This window comes from Sulfolobus acidocaldarius SUSAZ, from assembly GCA_000508305.1.
Taxonomy (GTDB): domain Archaea; phylum Thermoproteota; class Thermoprotei_A; order Sulfolobales; family Sulfolobaceae; genus Sulfolobus; species Sulfolobus acidocaldarius_A.
The window spans coordinates 327,221-347,405 of record CP006977.1; the positions used below are offsets into that span (position 1 = coordinate 327,221).

Genomic DNA, 20,185 nt, shown 5'->3' on the forward strand with positions numbered 1-20,185 from the left:
ATTAAGGTATAACTTCCGTGGAGTCCATAACCGGATCGTACTTTAGATCGCTTAGACTTATTATGTTATCTCTTATTAGCTCTTTGATCTCTTCTATTCCAGATAAAGTTAACCTCAGATACTCCTTAGTAACCTCATCAACTACCTTGAATCCCTCCTCACCCCAATACTTTTCCTTTACAGCATAAAGGCATCTCCCACCACAATAACTCTTGAACTCACATGATTTACACTCCTCAGGCAATGGCTCATCTAAAAGCCTAAATGATTCCAGAGTTCCTAATTCAGCCCATTTTTCCCTAACTGCAATTGGACAGGAGAGTATTCTTCCATCTGTGGACACTGAAATGCTCTCATAACCGGCTCCACAGGCAACTCCTCTATATTTCTTGAAGAAATGTGAGCTGATTACTCCGAGGAATGGAATGAGCTGGACAATTCTTCCTTTCCTTAGCTCGCTCATGAAGTATTCGTAAAGTCTCCTTAATCCAGGCAAGTAGGACTTATACGCCCACGTTTCAAAATCCCATCTCTCACTCCATATCACATTTAATTGCCAGTGAACCTTATCGAAAATTCCTAGGGAAAGAAGATGCATAACCTCCTCATAGATATCACTATCCTCAGTAACAGCCATCCTCGCAATAGTTTCCACTCCGAACTCCTTAACGTATTTAGCATTCCTAGTTACAACCTTATAAACTCCTCTCCCCCTATGCTTATCCGTAATCTCTTCTCTACCATCTATAGAGAATAAGGCTACATTCATCCTTTTCCAATATTTGTCAGGAAGTAGTTTAGCTCCTATTCCATTACTCTGAATTCCCCATCTGACAGCTTTGACATTATCCATAACGGACATTATGAATTTAGGGTTTAGTAATGGTTCTCCACCGTAAAATATAACAACTGCTTCACTGTCTCTCTCAATCACATTCTTTAATTTACTAACATCATACTTTACTTCCCAAGGCACTGCTTCCTTTGGAAATGAACCACCACAGTAATCACAAGTTAAATTACATTTTCCAGTAGTGAGTACCAACCATAGAATTTTTACTCACCTAGATGTCTTAGTAAGCTCTTTGTCCACTCTATACCCTTGTAGTAGTCATTAACTAATATATTTTCATTAAATGAGTGTATGTTTGACGAGTAGTTATCAACACCTACACCATCAGCTATTTGATTGACGTTAAGATATCTAGCAATCATTTCCATAGGACCAGTGCCAGGGCTGTTGGGTAATACAACAGGATCTTGATTATATACTTCCTTTGCCGAACGTATAAGTGCTTTAGCGATCTCACTATTTAGGGAGGTTCTATATGGTTTCACGGAACCATGTACTATTACTTCAATTTCTGGGTCTGATATGTACCTTTTAAGTAAGCTCAGAATTTCCTGGGGATCTTGATTGGGAACTAACCTAAAATCTAATTTCACAAAGGCTAGGGAAGGGATTACAGTCTTTGAGCCTTCTCCAGTGTAACCGGAATAAATTCCATCAATATTACATGTGGGCTCTTCAACCAACTTTATCATAGAATCTCTGGGCACGTCTTGCTCAATAGCTTTAGCCAAGTACTCATCAGGAGTACGTAGATACTCCTTTTCTTCCTCACTGAGCCATACAACTCTATCATAAAAATTGGGAATTAGTACTTTACCTTTCTCGTCCCTCAACTTGTTTAATAAGTAAACTAAGTCCCATGCAGGATTACGAGCAATTGGTCCATACATTGAGTGTAAATCTTTAGGTGTTTTCTTTCTAAGCTCTACATACAATAATCCCTTAACACCTAAAACGATCTCTGGGCGTCCCTCTGGAGATCTACCTGCACCTTCCCACAGAACGTAATCTGCACTTAATATCTTAGAGTAATCCTTCAGGAAATCCTCCATATTAGGGCTTCCTATCTCTTCCTCTCCCTCATAAAACAACTTAATGTTTACCTTCAATTTGTTTTCTCTCAACAGGTCTATAATTGCCTGAAGTCTAGCCATTAGTGTCCCTTTATCATCGCCTACTCCTCTAGCAAATATTTTACCGTCCTTAATTACTGGGTTAAATGGGTCAGAATTCCATTTCTCTAATGGTTCCACTGGTTGGACATCATAATGGTTGTATATTAGGAGTGTTTTCTTGGAACCTACATTGATCTCGCCGTAAACATAAGGATTCTTAGCCTTATGTTTAATAATTTTAGCCTCTATTCTATTATATTTTAAGTAATCAACTAGAAATTTAGCACCTTCTTCTCCTCTACCTTTAGCTGATGTGGTGTCTATTTTTAGGAATTCGAACAAATCTTTTATGTAATCCACGCTTTTATTTAGCCGTTTGAGTAAATTAAATTATGCTTAAGTACTACGAGTATACGAGACACACATTATGTGAACCTCTCCTAACAATTAACATTTATAAGAAGGTAGAGGATGGAAAAGTTATAGCGCTAACCAGAATTTCAGTTTATAAAAATACTTCCGTCGTAACTTATGAGACAGACAAGTTAGACGGAGCAGAAATTTTAGAGTTAATCCCCACTGCTATAGATTCATTGATTAGAACTATTAAGAAATACTATGACTCTAAGTTTGATGATATAACAGTTCTTGGCGAGAGACAGTTAGTTGATTCGTTCCTGGAGAAATTCTATGAAGAGGAAGAGTGAGTTTTACCAAATGATGATAAAAAGCACGCGGAATTTATGACGAACCATTCATGCACTGATCATGAGTTGAGAACCTTGAGAATCAACTCATACATCTCCTTGTCATTACTTTCTATTTTTTTCAAGCTCCAAGGCTTCAAATTTTTACTTTTAACCCCTCTAACAACTGATCGTATCCACGATTCATATATCTTACTTCCTCCATGTCTTCCGTAAAAATCTACCAGTATTTTAACAACATCTTCCTCACTCAAACCCTTTACATTTACTAAATATCTGCTTGCCACGTAAAGTATAAATCTCTTCCTAGCGTCAGGCAAACCCTTCTCAAGAATTTTGTCTATCCAATCATAATTTACTTTTCTAGGTATTGGTGGAAAGGAGCCCTCAACCTGGAATATAAACTCCCCTTTTTCATTATATATCTTAGAAACTCTACCATCAAACTCTATGTATCCAGCCGGTGTATCGTCAGGGTAGTGTAAAATTATTCTCTTTCTTTTTCTATTTTCTTCCATTTCGTATTACCTACTGACACTCGTTAGTTTCATCTTAGTAGCACAAAATGAACATATTTCTCTATCTTTAGTTGTGGGTCTTCCACATATCTTACACTTACTCACTTCCTCAACTTTGGAGTATATAACTTCTAAGGGCTCTTGTATCTTGTCCGTGAAGTTTTGAACTAATAACAACATGAAACCAGGGATCTCGTCCTCCGTTTCTTCTAATTTCCTCCTAATTTTGTCTTGTGTAGCCCCACCCACTCTAAAAGTATGAGGACAGGAATCATATATGAAGGGTATATTGTTCAGTATTGCGTATGTTAATATTTCCTTCTCGTAAATAAGGAAAAGAGGTTTAACTTTCTTCACTTTATATCCTCTGGTAGGAGGTAGAACGGGCTTTAGTCTAGATAAATTATTTACATCTCCACTGAAATATCCAGAGAGGACAAATTGTGCCATATCATTAAGATTATGTCCAGTAACCACAGTATCTAATCCCTCCTCCTCAGCTATTTCCTCCATAGAATATCTCTTTACCAAGCCACAGGTACTGCATATAGGTCTTCTAATCTTAAATTTTGCCTCGTCTATTGTGAAACCGTATTTTTCCATGACATTTATTAATTTGTACTTCACTCCCAACATTTGAAAGTTTTTCAGTGCAAATTCTAAGCTCTTATCTGAATACCCCTTTCCCATATCTATACCTAAATGAATATGAATTCCGACGATCTCAAACCCTCTTTTTTGAGCCAACTTATGCATTAAATGTAGAAGTGTAGTGCTATCTTTCCCACCAGAAACTGCTACTCCAATCCTATCTGACCCATCAAACATCTTATATTTCTCAACAACTCGCTCAAATCTATTCTCTAACCATTCTGTAAAGTGTCTCGCACATAAGGATATGTTAGCGTAAGGTATTTTTATTACTGCCTCATCATCACATTTACCGCATTTCACGTTATTATAGTGGAAACAGAAAAATTTAAACTAGACTATATGTGATGTAAAACTAATGCAAGTATTGGCTGAGATACATGGAAAGACAAAGAAGGAGAAATTACTGAAGACCCTAATGAAGTTAGAAGAATATGACGGGTTTAACATACCTGACTCCCCATTAGGATACCCATCAGTAATGCCTCCAGTTATAGCCACAGTTGTTAGAAACTTATACGGAAGTGATAAGAGAATAATTATTAATCAAAGACTAGCAGACGTAAACGAACTATTTATTGTATCACTATCGTTAACCTCTAAGCTAGTAGAATTTGATGTAACTTTCACTATAGGAGACAAACCTAAAATCGGCAGAGAGGTGGGTTATATGACAAGTGAGAATGCAATAGCTCTCCTCAAGAAATATAGCCCTCTCACCAAAGCAGGAATGATAATAAGTCTAAGGAAAAGTAAAGAAGAGATAGATAAAAGACTGAAATATAACGACGCAGATTTCTATCTGGTATTAAGACTTGAGGATCCAAACCAGATAGCCAACATGAATACCTCAAAGCTAATACCATACATCATTGTTCAAACAGAAAATAATAAGCAAGCCACAGCTGAATTAGAGCAACCTGTTTTTAGTATAGAAAAAGCAATAGAGTTAATATCAGTTCTAGGAAAGCTGGGTGTCCAAGCAGTGTTAATATCGACCTTAGGAGACGTAGATGGATTAGTGAGAGTAATTAAACGCATCAGGACATAACTCAATGTCCTTTATGTACCATATCTTATTGTCTATAAGCTTAAGTAACTTTATTGTCACTTCGACTCCTTCTTCAACTGCCCTCTTGAATGCCATAGCGAATTTCTCGTCAGTCTTCCAGTTCGGGGAAAAACAGGTAGCGTCATCTCTCATGACCAGGATTAAGATTAATGACCTATAACCCTGCATTTTCAATCTTATCAGTTCTTCTAAATGCCTTTTGCCTCTCTCAGTAGGCGCATCGGGAAATAATGCTTTACCATTAACCACTAGACTACAGCCCTTTACCTCTACAAATGTGTTATCATAGTAGAAGTCTAACCTTGAGTTGTTGACCTTGACCTCTGATTTAACGTTTAAGGGAAGAAAATTTCTCGCTATTTTATTATGAATTGAACTATCTGTTACAACCCACCCTGTCCCAGAGTAGGCAGCTACAACCATGTAATTAGTTTTCTTTCCTTTATGCTCTCTTATCAAAATCCTATTGCCTGCGTATATTAATTCCTTTAGTCTTCCTGGGTCATGTAAGTGACAGAATTTTCCGGACTTGGTTACAACAACAAATCTATTTATCCTTTCTTTAACAATATCTTCAAATAATGGAGTGTCGAAATCATAAACAACAAATGATGAAGTGGTCATATCTGATCTATGAGGAGCGGTGTAGGGACTGAATTTGAGATATGACTTCAGGGAGGAATACCTCAATCCGTTCTCTTATTACTAAATCTGCATACTCGTCATATGGGGTCTCCTCTCCATTTAGAATTATTAGCCCCCCTCCGTTTCTTTTCACTATCAGGGGTATCTGGTTTGCAGGGTAAACTGTTAGTGAACTGCCTATCGCGAGCACTAGATCAGATTCGTTAGCTATTCTCATGGCTTCATATATGCCATGTACTGGCTCGCCAAATAGCACGACATCTGGTTTCAATATTCCACCACATTCGCATCTAGGGATAACTTCACCTTTTTCCACCCTCTTTAACACTTCTAGACTATCATAAGATCTAAGGCATGAGGTACAATAACTTTTCCTCATATTTCCATGAAGTTCAATCACATTCTTTGATCCAGCGACACTATGTAAACCATCCACGTTTTGAGTTACTATAGCCTTAATGAGACCCATCTTCTCAAGTTGAGCTAATGCATAATGGGCTTGATTTGGCTTAGCTTCAAATAACGATTTCATTCTTGTGGAGTAAAACTGCCAAAAGGCATCAGGATATTTTTGGAAATATTCAATGCTAGCTAACTCAGGAGAATATTTCTTCCATAAACCTTGCGGACCTCTAAAATCTGGTATACCTGAAGCCGTACTTATACCTGCTCCTGTGAAAGCTATAGCATTAACTGACGAGAGAATCATCTCAGCAACTTTTTTTGCTTCTTCCACTAGATACATTAATCCAGAGTAGTTTAAAAATGATGAGTTTACCGAGTACGGAAGCATGAAGAACCCCTTCAATCTGATTTAGAGATTTAGCCGAGGTCATTAATATAAATAAAAAAGTATATTCAAAATAAAATTTAGAGCAAGTAAAAATAATAAATTCCTTATAAAACAGTATAGTTCTATGTTGTACTTAGTTTAAATCTTTTTTAACAATTAACAGCTTTAGTTAATTGAATTAATGCCTAGAATTTACCATAATTCGTCATGACATGAATATCTAAAAGACAGGATAAGGTATAGCTATGGTTTATTTGAAATATCAAATTAAATTTTTTGATTCACAATAAGCTTGTTTAAACCTTTTTTAGTAGTTTTCTTATTTTACGTTTATTAATGAGTATATTACCCAATAGTAATTGAGTATTATGCCAAAAAACGGATTTTATGTAGCTATGTTTATAGTAACGATAATAGACATAATTCTATTTTCAATATACCCAGTGTTTAATAATGCAACTATGACTTTTGCAGGGCTTACAATGTTCTACTTCTATCAAATAATAATGCTTATAGTGAGTACTGTTCTCTTCGTGGCTGTTTCTTTAATATTTAAGAGGTGAGAAAAGTGGCAGGAATAAATGTTGATTATACAACTTTAGGAGTCTTTATAGGACTCTTTGTAGTATTTGCAATATTAGGATTTTATGGAGCCTATTGGAGAAAAGGAGACCTCTCGAAGCTCGATGAATGGGGTTTAGGAGGCAGAAGATTAGGTTGGCTATTAGTATGGTTCCTAATGGGAGCAGATCTGTACACAGCATATACTTTCATCGCAATACCCTCAGGTGTTTATGCAGGCGGAAGCTTATTCTTCTACGCTGTCCCCTATGTTGCATGGACGTTTGGAATTGCCTTATTGACAATGCCAAGACTTTGGAGTATATCGAGAAGGAGAGGATACATAACTGCAGCTGATTTTGTTAAAGATAGATTTAATAACAGATCATTATCAGTAGCAGTTGCCTTAACTGGAGCGGTTGCTGAATTACCATACATCGCATTACAGATATTTGGAATGCAAGCTGTCCTTACAGTTCTACTAATCGGACTAGGTGTAACAGGAACCTATGGAGGACTATCTGTAAGTGAATGGGCACTAATTATAGCTTTCATAGTGTTGGCTGCATTCACCATAACTAGTGGTTTAAGAGGAGCAGCCCTTACAGCTGTGTTTAAGGATATTCTTATCTGGATTACAGTATTAACTGTCATTATTGCAGTACCATTGGCTTATGGTGGGTTCTCCCATGCCTTTTCTGCCATAGAGGCAATAAAAGGAAAGGGAGCTGCTGCATACGAATTTCTCAGTCCTAGTGCCATAACAAACTATTTTACATTAGCTCTAGGGAGTGCAATGGCTCTGTACCTTTATCCGCATTCTATAAACGGTTCATTGTCAGCACAAGATACTGACAAGCTAAAGAAAAGCACATCACTACTCCCATTATATGGAGTAGGATTGGCACTATTAGCTCTGTTCGGAATACTAATTTATGCAGTGCCATCAGCTTTGAGTATAGTGGTCTCAAACAAAAACGGAGCCCTTACTGTCCCAAGTTTGATAGCTGCAACGATGCCTAGTTGGTTCGTAGGTTTAGGCTTAGTGGCAATATTCGTAGGAGGATTGGTACCAGCGGCAATAATGGCAATAGGTGCTTCAAATCTATTGACAAGAAATGTAATAGGAGAGTTCAAAAAATTGTCATCAAGGACAGAGTCTAACTTAGCTAAGATAATATCTACCGTGTTTAAATTCGCAGCCTTAGCCTTTATCTTTATTGTACAGGCTACATATGCTGTACAGCTTCAGTTATTGGGAGGAATCTTAATACTTCAAACTCTTCCTGCAGTATTCTTAGGGCTTTACACTAACAAGCTAGAAGGGTATTCTACCTTCGCAGGTTGGATTGCAGGTATAGCTTCAGGTGTCTACATGGTACTATACACTAATAACTTCGGAACTTTATCAAAGTCGTATTTAGCTACTCCTTATGGTCCAATTTACATTGGAGTCCTATCGCTGGCAATAAACATACTTGTAACAGTTATTGGAACTTTAATAGCATATGGAGTAGGCTGGAGACCGTCTCAGAAAATTAAGGCGGAAGAATTTGAATTAATATAAAAAGTTATAAAATCAAGATATTCTCCTAAGTCATTTTTTTGTCCTTAATTCAAAATAGATATTTATTTCTATGCCTGAAGAAAAACTTACGAAGTGAAGAAAGCCTTGCCCTTTTAAGGCGGGAAGGAAGTCAGAATAGACAAATGACGATGAGATACCATGGCAAAGATTAATAAAGTTACAGACAAATGTAGTAGTATGAGGTGTGATAGAATGATTAGAGATATAGATTTAGACTATTACCTTACCCTAGTTGCTCTAGGATTCTACTAAGATTCTTAATTTATTAGATAGAGTGCCTATTAGTTTAGAGTGGAATACCCATATTTTGACTTGAAGACTGCAAGAGAATTGTTACCATGGTTAAAAGAAAAACTAAAGGAGATAAAGAGAGTGAAGAGATTAGTTGAGGAGAGTTTAGTTAGGGGCGATAAAAGCTCAATATTCAAGTACACTGTTCAAGTAGACATGATTGTAAGGGAAATCACAGAGAAAGGGATTGTTCTAAGAGATCCTGATGTAGGATTAGTTGATTTTCCTGCCCTAATAAACAACAAACCAGCATACCTGTGTTGGAAACTTGATGAAGAAGATATTTTATACTGGCATTATGCTGAAGAAGGATTCAGGGGAAGAAAAAGAATATCTGGTACTGAGGACATTCTTAGTCTGACTTAGATTTAGGGGACTTCTTATAAACTTCTACAACTGAGGAAAAATCACTATCTCCATAACCTAAACCGTCTGCTAATCTATATAATTGGAGTGATATAGAAGTTAAAGGAGTGATAACTTTAAGGTTTTGGGATTCTCTTACAGCTATTTCGAGATCTTTAGCCATATGCTTAGTTGCAAACTGTGTTGAATAGTCACCACTAATTACTTTAGGTAATTTGAGCTCCATGAAGGGAGACTTAACACTGGCATATTGAGATAAGATCGTCTTTATCTCTTCAGGATCCAAGCCAGATCTTACTCCAAAAGTAAAAGCTTCAGCTAATGCCGTCATATATATACCAGTGAGAAGATTATTGGCGATTTTAGTATAAAGAGCAGATCCGTTCTTGCCCACATAAATAATGTTAGCAGCTGTTTCCTTTAGAACGTCTTGAACTATGTTGAATTTTTCCTTAGGTCCTCCAACCAGTACAGTTATCTTCTTTTGCTCCACAGCAATGGTAGTGCCTATAACAGGCGTATCAAACATAATACCTCCATGTTTAGATACCTCATTGGAAATTGAGATAGATGTAGATGGGGATATGGTTGACATATCTACTATTATTTTGTCTTTTACATATGGAAGCAAAGGAGTGATAAAGGATTTCACAGCCTCGTCGTCTGAAAGCATAGTGATTAAAAAGTCTACTGACTGAATTAGCGACTTTGGGTCTTCAGCGTATTTAACACCGTACTCCTTATGGAATTGCTCAGCTTTACCCACTGTCCTATTATATACCATATTTAATTTTCCTGCCTTAGCTAAATTTGCTGCTATCCTATAACCCATTAATCCTAAACCAGCTAATCCTATACGCATAGAAAGAAATATGACCACGAGAATATAAGGTTTTTATAAAATCAATTGACGTAAAGCCAGTTATAAGAGACTAGTCTCAACACGAAAATTATTTTGAGAAGAAAACATTAAACAGATTTTTAAACTTCATAGTTGGTATAGAAAAATAAAATATTATTTCATTTTCTTAGAATCCGTATCCGTGATGGTGATGATGGTGGAAGTGTTCTTCTGCATACATGTCTTCTTCCAGTTCTTCGGTCATATTCTTCTTCACTGTCTCAAGATTATTTAGAACGTCGTTCAATGTCTTTAATTCTGTTGGAACGTACTTTATTCTCCCGTGGCTCATCATATATGAACCAGGGCACAAGAACTGTTTGCCTACTATAATCGCCTCTGGTGGTGGATTTATAGCATTAAGTATAATGTCCATTGTAGCCTCTTTACTACCCATACCCGCATTTTCATACTGTTCTACTTCTTTTTTCTCTTCGTCAATAATTCCTATAATTTCTGCCTCATCTAAGGGCTTTAGATTATACTCTCTATCATAGGTTACAGCTATTCTCATTTTTAATCATTTACAAATCACTTTACAGGTTAATAAGTGTGAATATAATATGGAGGGAAACTATTATATTTCTTTTTATAGTAAAAATAAGATTTACGAAATCTACACGACTAAATGCTAACCTTCTTCATTGCTTCAAAAGTTAATATTAAGACTTTTAAGCTAGTGGCTACATTATATCATTATGCCGACCAATGTAAAAATAGTTTATTGTAGACCCTGTGGATTTTTAGATAGAGCCCTAAATTTAGCTAGAGACCTACTTTCCTATTATGAGGGAGTAAATGTAGAGTTAGAGCAAGGCAAGAATGGTATTTTCGACGTATATGTAGACGGTCAACTAATATTCTCGAGGTTCAAAGAGAAGAGATTCCCTGACAGTCAAGAAATATTGAAAGAGCTATCAAAGAAAGCTACAGCGCAATAAGAGTAAAGAATTAAATCTCTCTTTTTATTTTATATTTACTGTTTTACATCTCTCTCAATTTTAACAATCTAGCCCCTACACCTAGGAAGACCATAGTTAAGATGATAATCGTGATCAAGTAGATAGGATCTGGTAACACGTTAAACACTATTGCCTGCCTAACCACGTCATTAACAATTGAAACTGGCTGGTACCGGGCAATTAAACCTAAAACTGATGGGAATATTGATGACGAGTAGAAAGCATTACTTATGAACATAAGTGGGAAAACAATAAATGTAGGAACAACATTAGCTAAGAAGATCTTATCCTTAGGAGTCAAACCTAATATTATGGCACCAAGACCAGAAAACATCAACGTCGAGAGAATCAGTACTCCCAAGAACTCTAATATCGAAACAGGAGTGAAGCCCAATATTAATCCTAAACCTAACACAACAATAGAGGATAAGATAGTAATGAGAACCTCGTAGATCATTAAAGATAATACCCATTCATAGTCACGTAATGGTGAAGAAGCTAATCTATCTACAAGTCTATCCCTATAATAACCTGACCCTACACCAGTGACACCAAATATACCATTAGATAAAGCTATTACCCCAATGACACCAGAAATCTCGTATGCTACTGGAGTATTTCTGGTTAAGATAAGTTGAGAACTAAATATACTAGTTTGATTTGTGTAGTATGAATTTAGATAAGACTGAAGTAAAGGGACATATTCTTGTTCTAGTTGATTATAGTAAACATTTTTAGACGTTAAGTTGATAAAAATTACAGGCTCATACTTGACTGTAGAGGGAGAGCCACCAATATAAGCTGTAAATAGTCCTGACGCATTAACGTATTTTCCAACCTTCTGAGCGTTTTCACCAGTCAAATACACTGTAGCATGAGGTTGAAACGCGTTCCCCAATAGTGAAAACACCAGGGCTAAAATCAACGGGAAAAATATCACAAAACCTAAAGTAACTCTACTACTTAAGTTGTCCTTAACTATAGCTCTAGTAGTCGGAATTACGTTTCTCAACACTTTCACCCTTTAATTCTCTCATTAACTCGAGATAAGCATCTTCCAAGGAGGAACTATTAAATTCATTTACCAACTCCCTGGGAGAAGTCTCCTTAATCATTTTCCCCTTATAAATAACTACAACCCTATCTGCTAACTTTTCAGCTTCATCTAAATAATGGGTGGCAAGAAATATTGTAATTTTCTTCTCCTTTAGAACTCTAATAATATCCCACATCTTTCTCCTTGACTCAGGATCTAGTCCAACAGTAGGTTCGTCCAGGAACACAATCTTTGGATTACCAACTATACCACAGGCTATAGCTACTCTCCTCTTTAATCCCCCAGATAAATTCCTGAATCTCTTCTTCTCGTGTTCTTTTAAATCTAAAAGTTCTAAAACCTCTTCGACCTTATTCTTGGCTCTATAAAGTGAGGCAAAGTACTCAATATTCTCTCTCACAGTTAAATCAGCAAAACCTTGAAATTCCTGTGGTACACTACTTACCATTTCTCTTATCTTCCTACACTCCTTAGGAACTTCATAGCCTAAAATTACAACCTTACCCTTAGTTGGCTTTAACACACATGAGAGGATTTTTACTGTGGTCGTCTTTCCAGCTCCATTGGGACCTAGAATTGTAAAAACCTCTCCCTCATTGACATTAAATGATATCCCCCTCAAAGCCTCTATTCCACCTTTATAAACTTTCCATAAATCTTCAATAGTTATAATACTCATATACTTAGCATGAGTTAGGGAAACTATTATGCGTTTCGGAAAATTAAACCCTAAAGCTTTCCTTCACAAACTACCCATAGGGAATTGTGTAGTATGCCCAGGCATAGGAGAAGATGATGCGTATGTAAAAGTAGAAGGCGAATATCTTGTTATACATTCTGATCCGATAACAGAAACAGGTAAGGATGCAGGATATTTGTCTGTTGTAGTTGCCTGTAATGATGTAAATATGAAAGGGGTTGAATGTAAGTCAATAATTACCACCCTTTTACTTCATGACGAGGAAAGTTTATCCCCTGTTATTGATGGGATAAGTGAGGCATGTAACATACTAAAGTGTAAGGTAGTTGGTGGACATACTGAGATAACCAAGGGATTAGACAGAGATATTGTAGTAACTACAGCTTTTTCATTTTCTAATCAAGTGTTACGACTCTCAGACGCTAGGGAAAATGACTATATAGTTCTTTTCGGTAACCCCGGAATCGAGGGTACCTGGATTTTGGCAAATGAATATGAGGATGAACTGAGTAGACTGGGAGTTAGTAGAAACCTCATTGAAAGAGCCAAGAGATTCAAGTATCTCATTCCAGTTCAGGATAAAGTTATGAAAGTTAAGGACTATGCAATATCAATGCATGATGCTACGGAAGGTGGTATTTATCAAGCATTATTGGAAGTGGCTCAAGCTACTAACCTAAGAGTAGTTGTTGAAAAGGAAAAAATACCTTTACTAGAAGAGACTGTTGAGATCACTAAAGCACTGAATATAAACCCACTCACATTAATTTCGTCTGGCGCCTTCATAGTTATAGCTAGAGACTACGAGAAATTGACTCGATTAGGAGGAGTTTTAATAGGTAAACTCAAGAAGGATACACCTGCACTTGAGGTAAATGGTGAAATCTACACTGAGGATTTTGAAGAGGAGTTGGTAAGGTTTGAAGGCTATAATAATGGCGGGAGGTAAGGGAAGTAGAATATCCCCATATAAACCAATTCTAGAAATATGTGGTTATCCTATGTACTATTGGGTTTATAGAAGTCTGAGAGAGTTTGCAGAGGAGATATACCTTGCAATTACCCCTTGGAGTTCCCTTATCTTCTCAGAAATTCCTAAGGTCATTACATATGGTAATGGTTATGAGAATGATGTTATCGAAGCTGTTAGACAAGTAGGATTTCCTGTTATAGTCTCACCTTCTGATACGCCCTTAATTCCTAAACACGTGTTTATGAAACTGATTAGTGACTGTAGGGCTCAAATCTGCTCCATTAAAGACGTAAAAGACTACGTAGGAATTAGCCTGTGGAAATCTTTGAAGTTAAACGAGTACCAGGATATACTAGTTGAGGAAGAAATCCTAAATGTAAACACTCCTGAAGATTATAGGAAAGTCAAAAATATATGTAACAATATAGATAAAAAGTAATGGCTAATAGAATTATAGTCTTCTTTCCGGTCAGGGGAATTACAGCGATTCTTTACGTATTCCTCGCCTTATTTCTGTTCATTGTCTCACTTAGTTACTTCACCTATCTATTTAGACTAATAGGACTCTCCCATGGACTAGCATTCGTTTTCTCTTCTTTATTAACAATCTTCAGCTTTTTATTCAGCTCCGTGAATATTGTTATCAAAGAGGTTCAAAGGGAAAGAGAGCTAGTACCAGAAGTAGATGTAGTTTATGTATTTGGAATCCCTCTTCCTGTTACAAGGTTATCCATAAAGCCTAGGAAAACATTGATAGCAATTAATGTGGGAGGATGCTTAATTCCCTTAATAATCTCGATTCTACTAATATACTTTGCTTTCCATAATTTACACAACACAATACTTCTCGTTATAGACGTTATAATCCTGATTGCAGCCTCCAAATACTTTTCAAAAGTCATGGAAGGTGTAGGAGTAGTTATGAATCCTTTAATTCCGCCAATTATTGCTGGGGTTTTCAGTGTTTTACTCTTTCTACATAACCCTTATCTAGTTCCTATATCGGCATATATCAGTAGTGTATTTGGCACACTAATTGGAGCAGATTTGCTTAATATAAGAAGTATACTAGAAGCTAACCCTCAAATTGTTAGCATAGGAGGAATGGGAACATTTGACGGAATATTCCTGTCAGGCTTATTCTCTATAATTATAGGAGAACTCCTTTTAGCCCTAATTATCTAAACCTAAGTGGTTCTCCTCTCCTGGTCTTTATCTCAGCTATACCTTCCTTTCCCTCCTTATATCTCATCTTAACCTTTCCACCTTCAAAGACAGCTTCAATATATCTAATATCCTCATCATCCCATCTAGCGTATTCTATAATGTCACCTAGCTCAAACTTTTCAGAAATATACCTCAGCATCCTTAATTCATAGTCCCTTATTGGCTCTCTTCTTTTAGGTGTTGTAAAAGCGTATAGTCTTCTCACAATTATTACTCTTTGGTCATACCTAATAAGCATACCGTTTTATGCTTCATCAACCACTTTCTTTTTCGGTCTAAATGAATGCGCATGGGAAGGATCGTATACACTAGACCTTATTTGATCCTTGTATCTACTTGGATCCGCAACCTTACCCACAATAATCATACTGCCCTTCGTCAACTTTTCAGCCTTAACTTTCTGAGCTATATCACCAACTGTTCCTTTGAGTATCTTCTGCTCTGGCCACGTTGCTTTGTACACTACAATCACTGGCATATCGTCAGGTACTCCCCCCTCTTTCAGTTCCCTGACTACCTTATCTATGAGTTGAACACCTGTATATATTGCCATTGAAGCGCCTTTCATAAGAAAAGGTGCATAGTCTTTTATTGAACCCTCCATCGGAACTGCACCGGAAGCTCTTGTAATAATGACTGTTTGTGAAATCTTAGGTAAGGTCAACTCAATACCTAGAACACTTGCGGTTGCTATTGCAGCAGTTATCCCGGGAACCAATTCATAAGGTACTCCTGCATCTTGAAGAGCCCAAATCTCCTCTATAAGGGCGCCATATATGGAAAAGTCTCCAGATTTTAACCTAGCTATTAACTTTCCCTCATTGGCTTTCTTTATCATTATATCAGTTATCTCCTCCAAAGTTAAGCTTGCTGTATTTACTATCTCAGCGTCCTTCCTAGCCCACTTTAACACTTGAGGATTAACTAATGATCCAGCGTAAAGTACTACATCAGCGTCCTCTATAACGTTTTTAGCTCTTACAGTAATAAGTTCAGGATCTCCAGGACCTGCACCTATGAAAACAACTTTACCCTTTTTCATTATTTCTCACCCTACATATTAACATTGAAAAATAATCTTTATCGTACTCATTTTCACTCCACGGTATAACCTTCTCCCCGTCTAAATAACACCTCCTAGCATACAGAAGATCATATTCATCTTTAAGTTCCTCCGATATTTTATCCAAGTTCTCATTACCTTTTAATACTATAATGGTCTCAAAGTCCTGTTTAACCTTTGAAATCAGATCTAATCGGTCAGCGGGAATAATTGCTATAGCCTCATTTCCCTGGGCTAAAGGCATGAAAGCCTTTGAAGCACATGCAGTTATAGACGAAACACCAGGAACAATTTCAACACTATTAAAACACCCAAGATAATTACTTACCCTAAAAAATGTACTGTAAAGAGAGGGGTCTCCAAGGGTAACAAAAGCTGAAAGAGACTTAGATTTACTACAAATTTCCTCTCCTATTCTTTCCAAATCCTTTGGGTTGACATCCTTTTTCATTGGAAAACCCAAAGTGACTATCTCTGCCTTACTGTACTTCTCCACTATACTCAAGGCTAAGCTCCTATTAGTGCCAGTCGAATAGGGTACAAAAACGACCTCAGCCTTACTTAGAATTTCCGAACCCCTTACTGTTATCAGATTTGGATCTCCAGGACCTAAACCTATAACATATAACTGTCTCATTTTTTCTCACCATATATTATGAAAATTGGGTTTCTTGAAATCATAGCATATCCCTTGCTCGTTTTCATTCCTTTTGCAACTATTACTTCAATCACTTCAGCCTTATAGCCTAATTCGCTGAGTGTATGTAAAGCCTTTACTGCACTTTCAATCAGAATGGCATCAAGGACAATCATACCTCCCCTTTTAATCTTTTCACTGACAACAGGTATGATCTCTTCTAACCTTTCAGTACCACCTATAAATGCAGAGTCAAGTTCATCATTTATTTTATTCAATACCTCTGGTGCTTCACCCTCAATAATCTCCACGTTTTTAAGGGAGAATTTCTCAACATTTTTCCGCGTAAGTTCTACAGCCTGAGGATCCCTCTCAACAGCATACACTTTACCCTTCTCTCCAACAATTAGTCCTGCCTCTACAGAAACACTACCTGTTCCACTGCCCACATCTAGGAATTTTGCTCCGTAGAATAGCCTAGCCTTTGAAAGGGCTAAAACTCTAATTTCCTCCTTAGTCATAGGGATCTTCTCTTCTCTTATAAATTCCTCATCAGAAATACCTGGGACTCTCATACTTCACCACTCTTAGCCATAATTTTACCATCCTCAGAGATAACTATAATACCCAGTTTTAATTTACTCACTCTTTTTAGTTTCTCGAGCGCTCTATCTGATACTACTTTCATAACCTTCTGTCGTTCTTCATCTGTGAGATATGATAACCCTTCTGAGATGGAAAGGGATTTCACTATTTTTTGAATTTTTTCCAGGGAAATCCCTGCTACTACTGACGAGAAAGTCAAAGTCTCTAACCTCGCATCACCAAATTTACTGTGAGTGTTTAGCATTCCTGCAGCTACCTTAACGAGTTTTCCAGGTAAACTGACAAGAATCGCGTGAGAAAACCCTAACTCTTCAGCTACTTTTAACGATGAACCTACGTTATCCCCTATTTTGATGACTTTATCACCGTAAATCTCCCTAGCAAACTTAAAACTAGTATTTCCTGGAGCAAGAACTAAAGTTTTATTACCTGTACTTTTTACTACACATGCTTCAGACTTTATATGCTCGATATAATCCTCATCACTTACAGGATATTCAATTCCTGTAGTACCAAGTATTGAAATACCTCCTTCAACTCCAACTAAAGGGTTCATAGTGTTTCTTGCCAACTCCTCCCCCTTAGGCACATACAATTTTACGTAAACACCTGAAGTTACCACTTCTTTTACAGCGTCAATAATCATCTGTTTAGCTATTGGGCTAATGGACTTATCTCCCACATCTCCTTTAAGTCCAGGTCTGGTTATTGTGCCCACCCCTTCTTCTGCTGTAATGGTTATGGTTTGAGAGTTACTCCTACCTGAACATGCGATAATTTCAAGACCGTCCAGTATATCAGGATTGTCCCCAGAAAACTTCTTTGCAGATGCACAAAACTCACTCTCTTTTCTACTGTAATTTCCCACTGATATTTCTAGTCTCAAACCAATAGGTGTTGGAATGGTAACACTTTTTGGTGTCTCGTTTTTAAGCAAAAAGATAACTGAAGCCTTTGATGCTGCAGCAGCAGTTGCACCAGTAGTTATTCCAAATCTCTTAAGTGTTGACATCAAGGCTGTATTTCCTCTCATACCCTCTTGGTGTCAATATTCTATTTCCCCACAAATAGCTATGTGAATTCCCAACAACCACTGTAGTAATCATGTTAATTTTATCTTCGTATTCTCTCCAGTTCGAGAGCGTTGTTGTAAATACCTCTTCTGACTCCCTATAAGCACCCTTCACTATTCCCACAGGAGTTTCAGGCTTCCTATACTCTGAAATAATCTTCATGGCTCTTTCAAGAAGAGGCTTATTTATAGGGTTATACAGCACTATTACAAAATCTGCCTCTGCAGCTTTTCTCACCCTGAATAGAATATCCTCTGCAGGAACTAGTAAATCACTCAGACTAATTGAGGCGAAATCCATTGATAGTGGCGAACCAAGTCTAGAGGCTGCAGCTAAACCTGCAGTAACACCGGGGATTACCTCAAAGTCAACCTGAATTTTATTCTTATACATCATTTCCAAAGTAATTCCAGCCATTCCGTAAACTTGTGGATCACCACTTGAAATAAGAGAGACAACATTTCCTTCCATTGCTTTTTCCAAGGCTGTTCTAGCCCTATAGATCTCCTCCTTCATTCTGGCAGTTATGACTTCCTTGCCGTCAGTTAGGTCTTTCACTAGATCGGCATAAGTGGTGTAGGCAACGATTACATTACTCTCCTTTATGGCTTGAACTGCCCTAATCGTTCTCATCTCTGGTGAACCAGGACCTACGCCTACAATATACAATTTGCCCTTCATATCCTGACCCTCCTAATTAATTCATTAATTATTGCCACTGCAATATTACTTCCACCATAACTTCCCCTTACTACTATACATGGTATACCACTTTTTATCAGTTGTTCTTTTACTTCGCTTGCATTAGTAAATCCCGGAGGAGACGCAACAACTAACGGAATGTCCACCTTTCTTTCCTCATGAATCCTTAACACCTCTAGCAAAGCAGTAGGTGCATTGCCTATTACAACAATCTTTGATGAGTTTAGCCCAAGTCTCATTGCAGCTGCAGTTCTGGTTATACCCATTTTTTTAGCTAATTCTGATGAGTTATCAAGGTAATTCTCGACCTGTTCCCACCTAATACCTGCCTTCACCATTTTAACATCAGTTAGTATTGGTATAGCCGATCTCAAAGCTTCTAGACCACTCCCTATTGCGTCATAAGATATGTATACATGTTTAGCTAATTCAAAGTTTCCAGATGCGTAGACAGCCCTTGCAATTACCTCCAACTCTTCATCATTAAAAACGCTTAAAATTTCTCTCAATTTCTCTCTTATCATGTTCATAGTATTTTCCTCAATCTCCTCAGGGTCTTCAATATAATGACCTTCTTCGACGTCCTTAAATGCGGATTTTATCCTGTAAAAAATTGCAAGTTTAACTAGTTCAGAATCTGCTAAAGGTTTGGTTATATATGCATAAATCCTTTTTCCATTGTATACTGTTTCACTCCATCTGTAAAAGTCGGAAACGTTTAATTCGCCCATAATGTCATGGGCTACGTGATTTCCCCTGCCGAGAAATGCTAAGGCAAAAATAAAATGATCATAACCATGTGATAAAAGTTCATTTAATCTTGTACGCCAATTAGGTTCAGTGAATTCATTATGTGTTAGATAAACTGGAATTCCCAGTTTCCTTTCAACGTATGTTGTAACCTCTCCCATATCTTCAACAAACGTGTTCCTTCTAGAACCATGAGTTAAAATTAAAACTGCAGTATTTTCTCGCATTATGATGGATAGGGTATCCAAACATATAAACTTATGGCACCGACACGAATCTCTATAAAACTAAAATCGGAAGCAACCATTTATAAAGCATCATAGATTACATTAGTTACGTTAAGACTCTGACTTCCTCCCCCGCCATAAATGGCG

Annotated in this window: 25 protein-coding genes and 1 pseudogene; 9 read left to right on the plus strand and 17 right to left on the minus strand. The window is 37.1% G+C overall.

Annotation, left to right across the window (positions count from 1 at the left end; translation table 11 throughout):
• Position 1: 1 nt before the first annotated feature.
• Both SUSAZ_01920 and SUSAZ_01925 read right to left on the minus strand, forming a co-directional pair.
• Positions 2-1,054, minus strand: a complete 1,053-nt coding sequence (locus tag SUSAZ_01920) for a radical SAM protein (GenBank protein ID AHC50871.1) — start codon at positions 1,052-1,054, stop codon at positions 2-4.
• Between the two features lie 2 nt (positions 1,055-1,056).
• Positions 1,057-2,328: an acetylornithine deacetylase gene (locus SUSAZ_01925; protein ID AHC50872.1), complete on the minus strand. Its 1,272-nt coding sequence runs from the start codon at positions 2,326-2,328 to the stop codon at positions 1,057-1,059.
• 32 nt (positions 2,329-2,360) lie between these two features.
• Here SUSAZ_01925 and SUSAZ_01930 point away from each other — a divergent pair, with 32 nt between their 5' ends.
• Positions 2,361-2,675, plus strand: coding sequence for a hypothetical protein (locus tag SUSAZ_01930; protein AHC50873.1), 315 nt, complete (start codon positions 2,361-2,363; stop codon positions 2,673-2,675).
• Between the two features lie 59 nt (positions 2,676-2,734).
• Here the strand turns inward: SUSAZ_01930 and SUSAZ_01935 are convergent, their stop codons facing one another.
• Both SUSAZ_01935 and SUSAZ_01940 read right to left on the minus strand, forming a co-directional pair.
• A complete protein-coding gene (locus SUSAZ_01935; GenBank protein ID AHC50874.1) occupies positions 2,735-3,193 on the minus strand; it encodes a hypothetical protein in 459 nt (152 codons plus the stop codon).
• Positions 3,194-3,199: 6 nt separating this feature from the next.
• On the minus strand, positions 3,200-4,147 hold the full coding sequence (locus SUSAZ_01940; protein ID AHC50875.1) for a PP-loop family protein: 948 nt from the start codon (positions 4,145-4,147) through the stop codon (positions 3,200-3,202).
• A 55-nt stretch (positions 4,148-4,202) separates the two neighbouring features.
• Between SUSAZ_01940 and SUSAZ_01945 the strand changes: the two genes are divergently transcribed.
• Positions 4,203-4,895: a hypothetical protein gene (locus SUSAZ_01945; GenBank protein ID AHC50876.1), complete on the plus strand. Its 693-nt coding sequence runs from the start codon at positions 4,203-4,205 to the stop codon at positions 4,893-4,895.
• On the opposite strand, the gene SUSAZ_01950 is transcribed toward SUSAZ_01945, so the two are convergent.
• Entirely contained in the window at positions 4,863-5,540 is a 678-nt protein-coding gene (locus SUSAZ_01950; protein ID AHC50877.1) for an XRE family transcriptional regulator, read from the minus strand. The genes SUSAZ_01945 and SUSAZ_01950 overlap by 33 nt on opposite strands.
• Before the next feature lie 7 nt (positions 5,541-5,547).
• Entirely contained in the window at positions 5,548-6,306 is a 759-nt protein-coding gene (locus tag SUSAZ_01955; GenBank protein ID AHC50878.1) for an NAD-dependent deacetylase, read from the minus strand.
• Positions 6,307-6,722: 416 nt separating this feature from the next.
• Here SUSAZ_01955 and SUSAZ_01960 point away from each other — a divergent pair.
• The 3 genes and pseudogenes from SUSAZ_01960 to SUSAZ_01970 all read left to right on the plus strand — a co-directional run bounded on the left by SUSAZ_01960 (position 6,723) and on the right by SUSAZ_01970 (position 9,160).
• Positions 6,723-6,935 (plus strand): annotated as a pseudogene (locus SUSAZ_01960) (hypothetical protein).
• On the plus strand, positions 6,923-8,482 hold the full coding sequence (locus SUSAZ_01965; protein AHC50879.1) for a sodium:solute symporter: 1,560 nt from the start codon (positions 6,923-6,925) through the stop codon (positions 8,480-8,482). The pseudogene SUSAZ_01960 and the gene SUSAZ_01965 overlap by 13 nt, the downstream one beginning before the upstream one ends.
• A 312-nt stretch (positions 8,483-8,794) precedes the next feature.
• A complete protein-coding gene (locus tag SUSAZ_01970; GenBank protein ID AHC50880.1) occupies positions 8,795-9,160 on the plus strand; it encodes a hypothetical protein in 366 nt (121 codons plus the stop codon).
• Here SUSAZ_01970 and SUSAZ_01975 read toward each other — a convergent pair.
• Positions 9,147-10,022, minus strand: coding sequence for a 3-hydroxyisobutyrate dehydrogenase (locus SUSAZ_01975; protein AHC50881.1), 876 nt, complete (start codon positions 10,020-10,022; stop codon positions 9,147-9,149). The two genes, SUSAZ_01970 and SUSAZ_01975, sit on opposite strands and share 14 nt — an antisense overlap.
• A 166-nt stretch (positions 10,023-10,188) precedes the next feature.
• Positions 10,189-10,575, minus strand: a complete 387-nt coding sequence (locus SUSAZ_01980; protein ID AHC50882.1) for a hypothetical protein — start codon at positions 10,573-10,575, stop codon at positions 10,189-10,191.
• 184 nt (positions 10,576-10,759) lie between these two features.
• Here SUSAZ_01980 and SUSAZ_01985 point away from each other — a divergent pair, with 184 nt between their 5' ends.
• Positions 10,760-11,002: a hypothetical protein gene (locus SUSAZ_01985; protein AHC50883.1), complete on the plus strand. Its 243-nt coding sequence runs from the start codon at positions 10,760-10,762 to the stop codon at positions 11,000-11,002.
• Positions 11,003-11,045: 43 nt separating this feature from the next.
• Here SUSAZ_01985 and SUSAZ_01990 read toward each other — a convergent pair whose 3' ends face one another.
• Positions 11,046-12,035, minus strand: coding sequence for an ABC transporter (locus tag SUSAZ_01990; protein ID AHC50884.1), 990 nt, complete (start codon positions 12,033-12,035; stop codon positions 11,046-11,048).
• Positions 12,010-12,759 carry a multidrug ABC transporter ATPase gene (locus SUSAZ_01995; GenBank protein AHC50885.1) on the minus strand — a complete coding sequence of 250 codons (750 nt, stop codon included), beginning with the start codon at positions 12,757-12,759 and terminating at the stop codon, positions 12,010-12,012. Before SUSAZ_01995 ends, SUSAZ_01990 begins: the two co-directional genes overlap by 26 nt.
• Before the next feature lie 28 nt (positions 12,760-12,787).
• On the opposite strand from SUSAZ_01995, the gene SUSAZ_02000 reads away from it, so the two are divergent.
• Genes SUSAZ_02000 through SUSAZ_02010 form a run of 3 tightly spaced genes read left to right on the plus strand, consistent with a single transcriptional unit; the run spans position 12,788 to position 14,938 of the window.
• On the plus strand, positions 12,788-13,729 hold the full coding sequence (locus SUSAZ_02000; GenBank protein AHC50886.1) for an AIR synthase: 942 nt from the start codon (positions 12,788-12,790) through the stop codon (positions 13,727-13,729).
• Complete coding sequence (locus SUSAZ_02005; protein AHC50887.1) at positions 13,701-14,192, plus strand: GTP:adenosylcobinamide-phosphate guanylyltransferase; 492 nt, start codon at positions 13,701-13,703, stop codon at positions 14,190-14,192. The genes SUSAZ_02000 and SUSAZ_02005 overlap by 29 nt, the downstream gene beginning before the upstream one ends.
• Positions 14,192-14,938: a membrane protein gene (locus SUSAZ_02010; GenBank protein AHC50888.1), complete on the plus strand. Its 747-nt coding sequence runs from the start codon at positions 14,192-14,194 to the stop codon at positions 14,936-14,938. The genes SUSAZ_02005 and SUSAZ_02010 overlap by 1 nt, the downstream gene beginning before the upstream one ends.
• Here SUSAZ_02010 and SUSAZ_02015 read toward each other — a convergent pair.
• The 7 genes from SUSAZ_02015 to SUSAZ_02045 are packed head-to-tail and all read right to left on the minus strand — an operon-like array spanning position 14,931 to position 20,059.
• Positions 14,931-15,218, minus strand: a complete 288-nt coding sequence (locus SUSAZ_02015; protein ID AHC52421.1) for a hypothetical protein — start codon at positions 15,216-15,218, stop codon at positions 14,931-14,933. The two genes, SUSAZ_02010 and SUSAZ_02015, sit on opposite strands and share 8 nt — an antisense overlap.
• Before the next feature lie 6 nt (positions 15,219-15,224).
• On the minus strand, positions 15,225-16,022 hold the full coding sequence (locus SUSAZ_02020; protein AHC50889.1) for a precorrin-4 C11-methyltransferase: 798 nt from the start codon (positions 16,020-16,022) through the stop codon (positions 15,225-15,227).
• A complete protein-coding gene (locus tag SUSAZ_02025; GenBank protein ID AHC50890.1) occupies positions 16,009-16,680 on the minus strand; it encodes a cobalt-precorrin-2 C(20)-methyltransferase in 672 nt (223 codons plus the stop codon). The genes SUSAZ_02020 and SUSAZ_02025 overlap by 14 nt, the downstream gene beginning before the upstream one ends.
• The gene (cbiT, locus tag SUSAZ_02030) at positions 16,677-17,255 is read right to left on the minus strand and encodes a cobalt-precorrin-6Y C(15)-methyltransferase (GenBank protein AHC50891.1); all 579 of its coding nucleotides are present in this window, start codon (positions 17,253-17,255) and stop codon (positions 16,677-16,679) included. The genes SUSAZ_02025 and cbiT overlap by 4 nt, the downstream gene beginning before the upstream one ends.
• On the minus strand, positions 17,252-18,298 hold the full coding sequence (locus tag SUSAZ_02035) for a cobalt-precorrin-6A synthase (protein ID AHC50892.1): 1,047 nt from the start codon (positions 18,296-18,298) through the stop codon (positions 17,252-17,254). The genes cbiT and SUSAZ_02035 overlap by 4 nt, the downstream gene beginning before the upstream one ends.
• On the minus strand, positions 18,285-19,040 hold the full coding sequence (locus SUSAZ_02040; GenBank protein ID AHC50893.1) for a precorrin-3B C17-methyltransferase: 756 nt from the start codon (positions 19,038-19,040) through the stop codon (positions 18,285-18,287). Before SUSAZ_02040 ends, SUSAZ_02035 begins: the two co-directional genes overlap by 14 nt.
• Entirely contained in the window at positions 19,037-20,059 is a 1,023-nt protein-coding gene (locus SUSAZ_02045) for a bifunctional sirohydrochlorin cobalt chelatase/precorrin-8X methylmutase (protein AHC50894.1), read from the minus strand. The genes SUSAZ_02040 and SUSAZ_02045 overlap by 4 nt, the downstream gene beginning before the upstream one ends.
• Between the last annotated feature and the right edge of the window lie 126 nt (positions 20,060-20,185).

Excerpts from the sequence above, each read along its gene's own strand:
- SUSAZ_01930 (AHC50873.1), top strand. The coding sequence starts at position 2,361 with ATGCTTAAGTACTACGAGTATACGAGACACACATTATGTGAACCTCTC.
- SUSAZ_01935 (AHC50874.1), bottom strand. The coding sequence starts at position 3,193 with ATGGAAGAAAATAGAAAAAGAAAGAGAATAATTTTACACTACCCTGAC.
- SUSAZ_01945 (AHC50876.1), top strand. The coding sequence starts at position 4,203 with ATGCAAGTATTGGCTGAGATACATGGAAAGACAAAGAAGGAGAAATTA.
- SUSAZ_01950 (AHC50877.1), bottom strand. The coding sequence starts at position 5,540 with ATGACCACTTCATCATTTGTTGTTTATGATTTCGACACTCCATTATTT.
- SUSAZ_01955 (AHC50878.1), bottom strand. The coding sequence starts at position 6,306 with ATGTATCTAGTGGAAGAAGCAAAAAAAGTTGCTGAGATGATTCTCTCG.
- SUSAZ_01975 (AHC50881.1), bottom strand. The coding sequence starts at position 10,022 with ATGCGTATAGGATTAGCTGGTTTAGGATTAATGGGTTATAGGATAGCA.
- SUSAZ_01980 (AHC50882.1), bottom strand. The coding sequence starts at position 10,575 with ATGAGAATAGCTGTAACCTATGATAGAGAGTATAATCTAAAGCCCTTA.
- SUSAZ_01985 (AHC50883.1), top strand. The coding sequence starts at position 10,760 with ATGCCGACCAATGTAAAAATAGTTTATTGTAGACCCTGTGGATTTTTA.
- SUSAZ_01995 (AHC50885.1), bottom strand. The coding sequence starts at position 12,759 with ATGAGTATTATAACTATTGAAGATTTATGGAAAGTTTATAAAGGTGGA.
- SUSAZ_02000 (AHC50886.1), top strand. The coding sequence starts at position 12,788 with ATGCGTTTCGGAAAATTAAACCCTAAAGCTTTCCTTCACAAACTACCC.
- SUSAZ_02010 (AHC50888.1), top strand. The coding sequence starts at position 14,192 with ATGGCTAATAGAATTATAGTCTTCTTTCCGGTCAGGGGAATTACAGCG.
- SUSAZ_02015 (AHC52421.1), bottom strand. The coding sequence starts at position 15,218 with ATGCTTATTAGGTATGACCAAAGAGTAATAATTGTGAGAAGACTATAC.
- SUSAZ_02020 (AHC50889.1), bottom strand. The coding sequence starts at position 16,022 with ATGAAAAAGGGTAAAGTTGTTTTCATAGGTGCAGGTCCTGGAGATCCT.
- SUSAZ_02025 (AHC50890.1), bottom strand. The coding sequence starts at position 16,680 with ATGAGACAGTTATATGTTATAGGTTTAGGTCCTGGAGATCCAAATCTG.
- cbiT (AHC50891.1), bottom strand. The coding sequence starts at position 17,255 with ATGAGAGTCCCAGGTATTTCTGATGAGGAATTTATAAGAGAAGAGAAG.
- SUSAZ_02035 (AHC50892.1), bottom strand. The coding sequence starts at position 18,298 with ATGTCAACACTTAAGAGATTTGGAATAACTACTGGTGCAACTGCTGCT.
- SUSAZ_02040 (AHC50893.1), bottom strand. The coding sequence starts at position 19,040 with ATGAAGGGCAAATTGTATATTGTAGGCGTAGGTCCTGGTTCACCAGAG.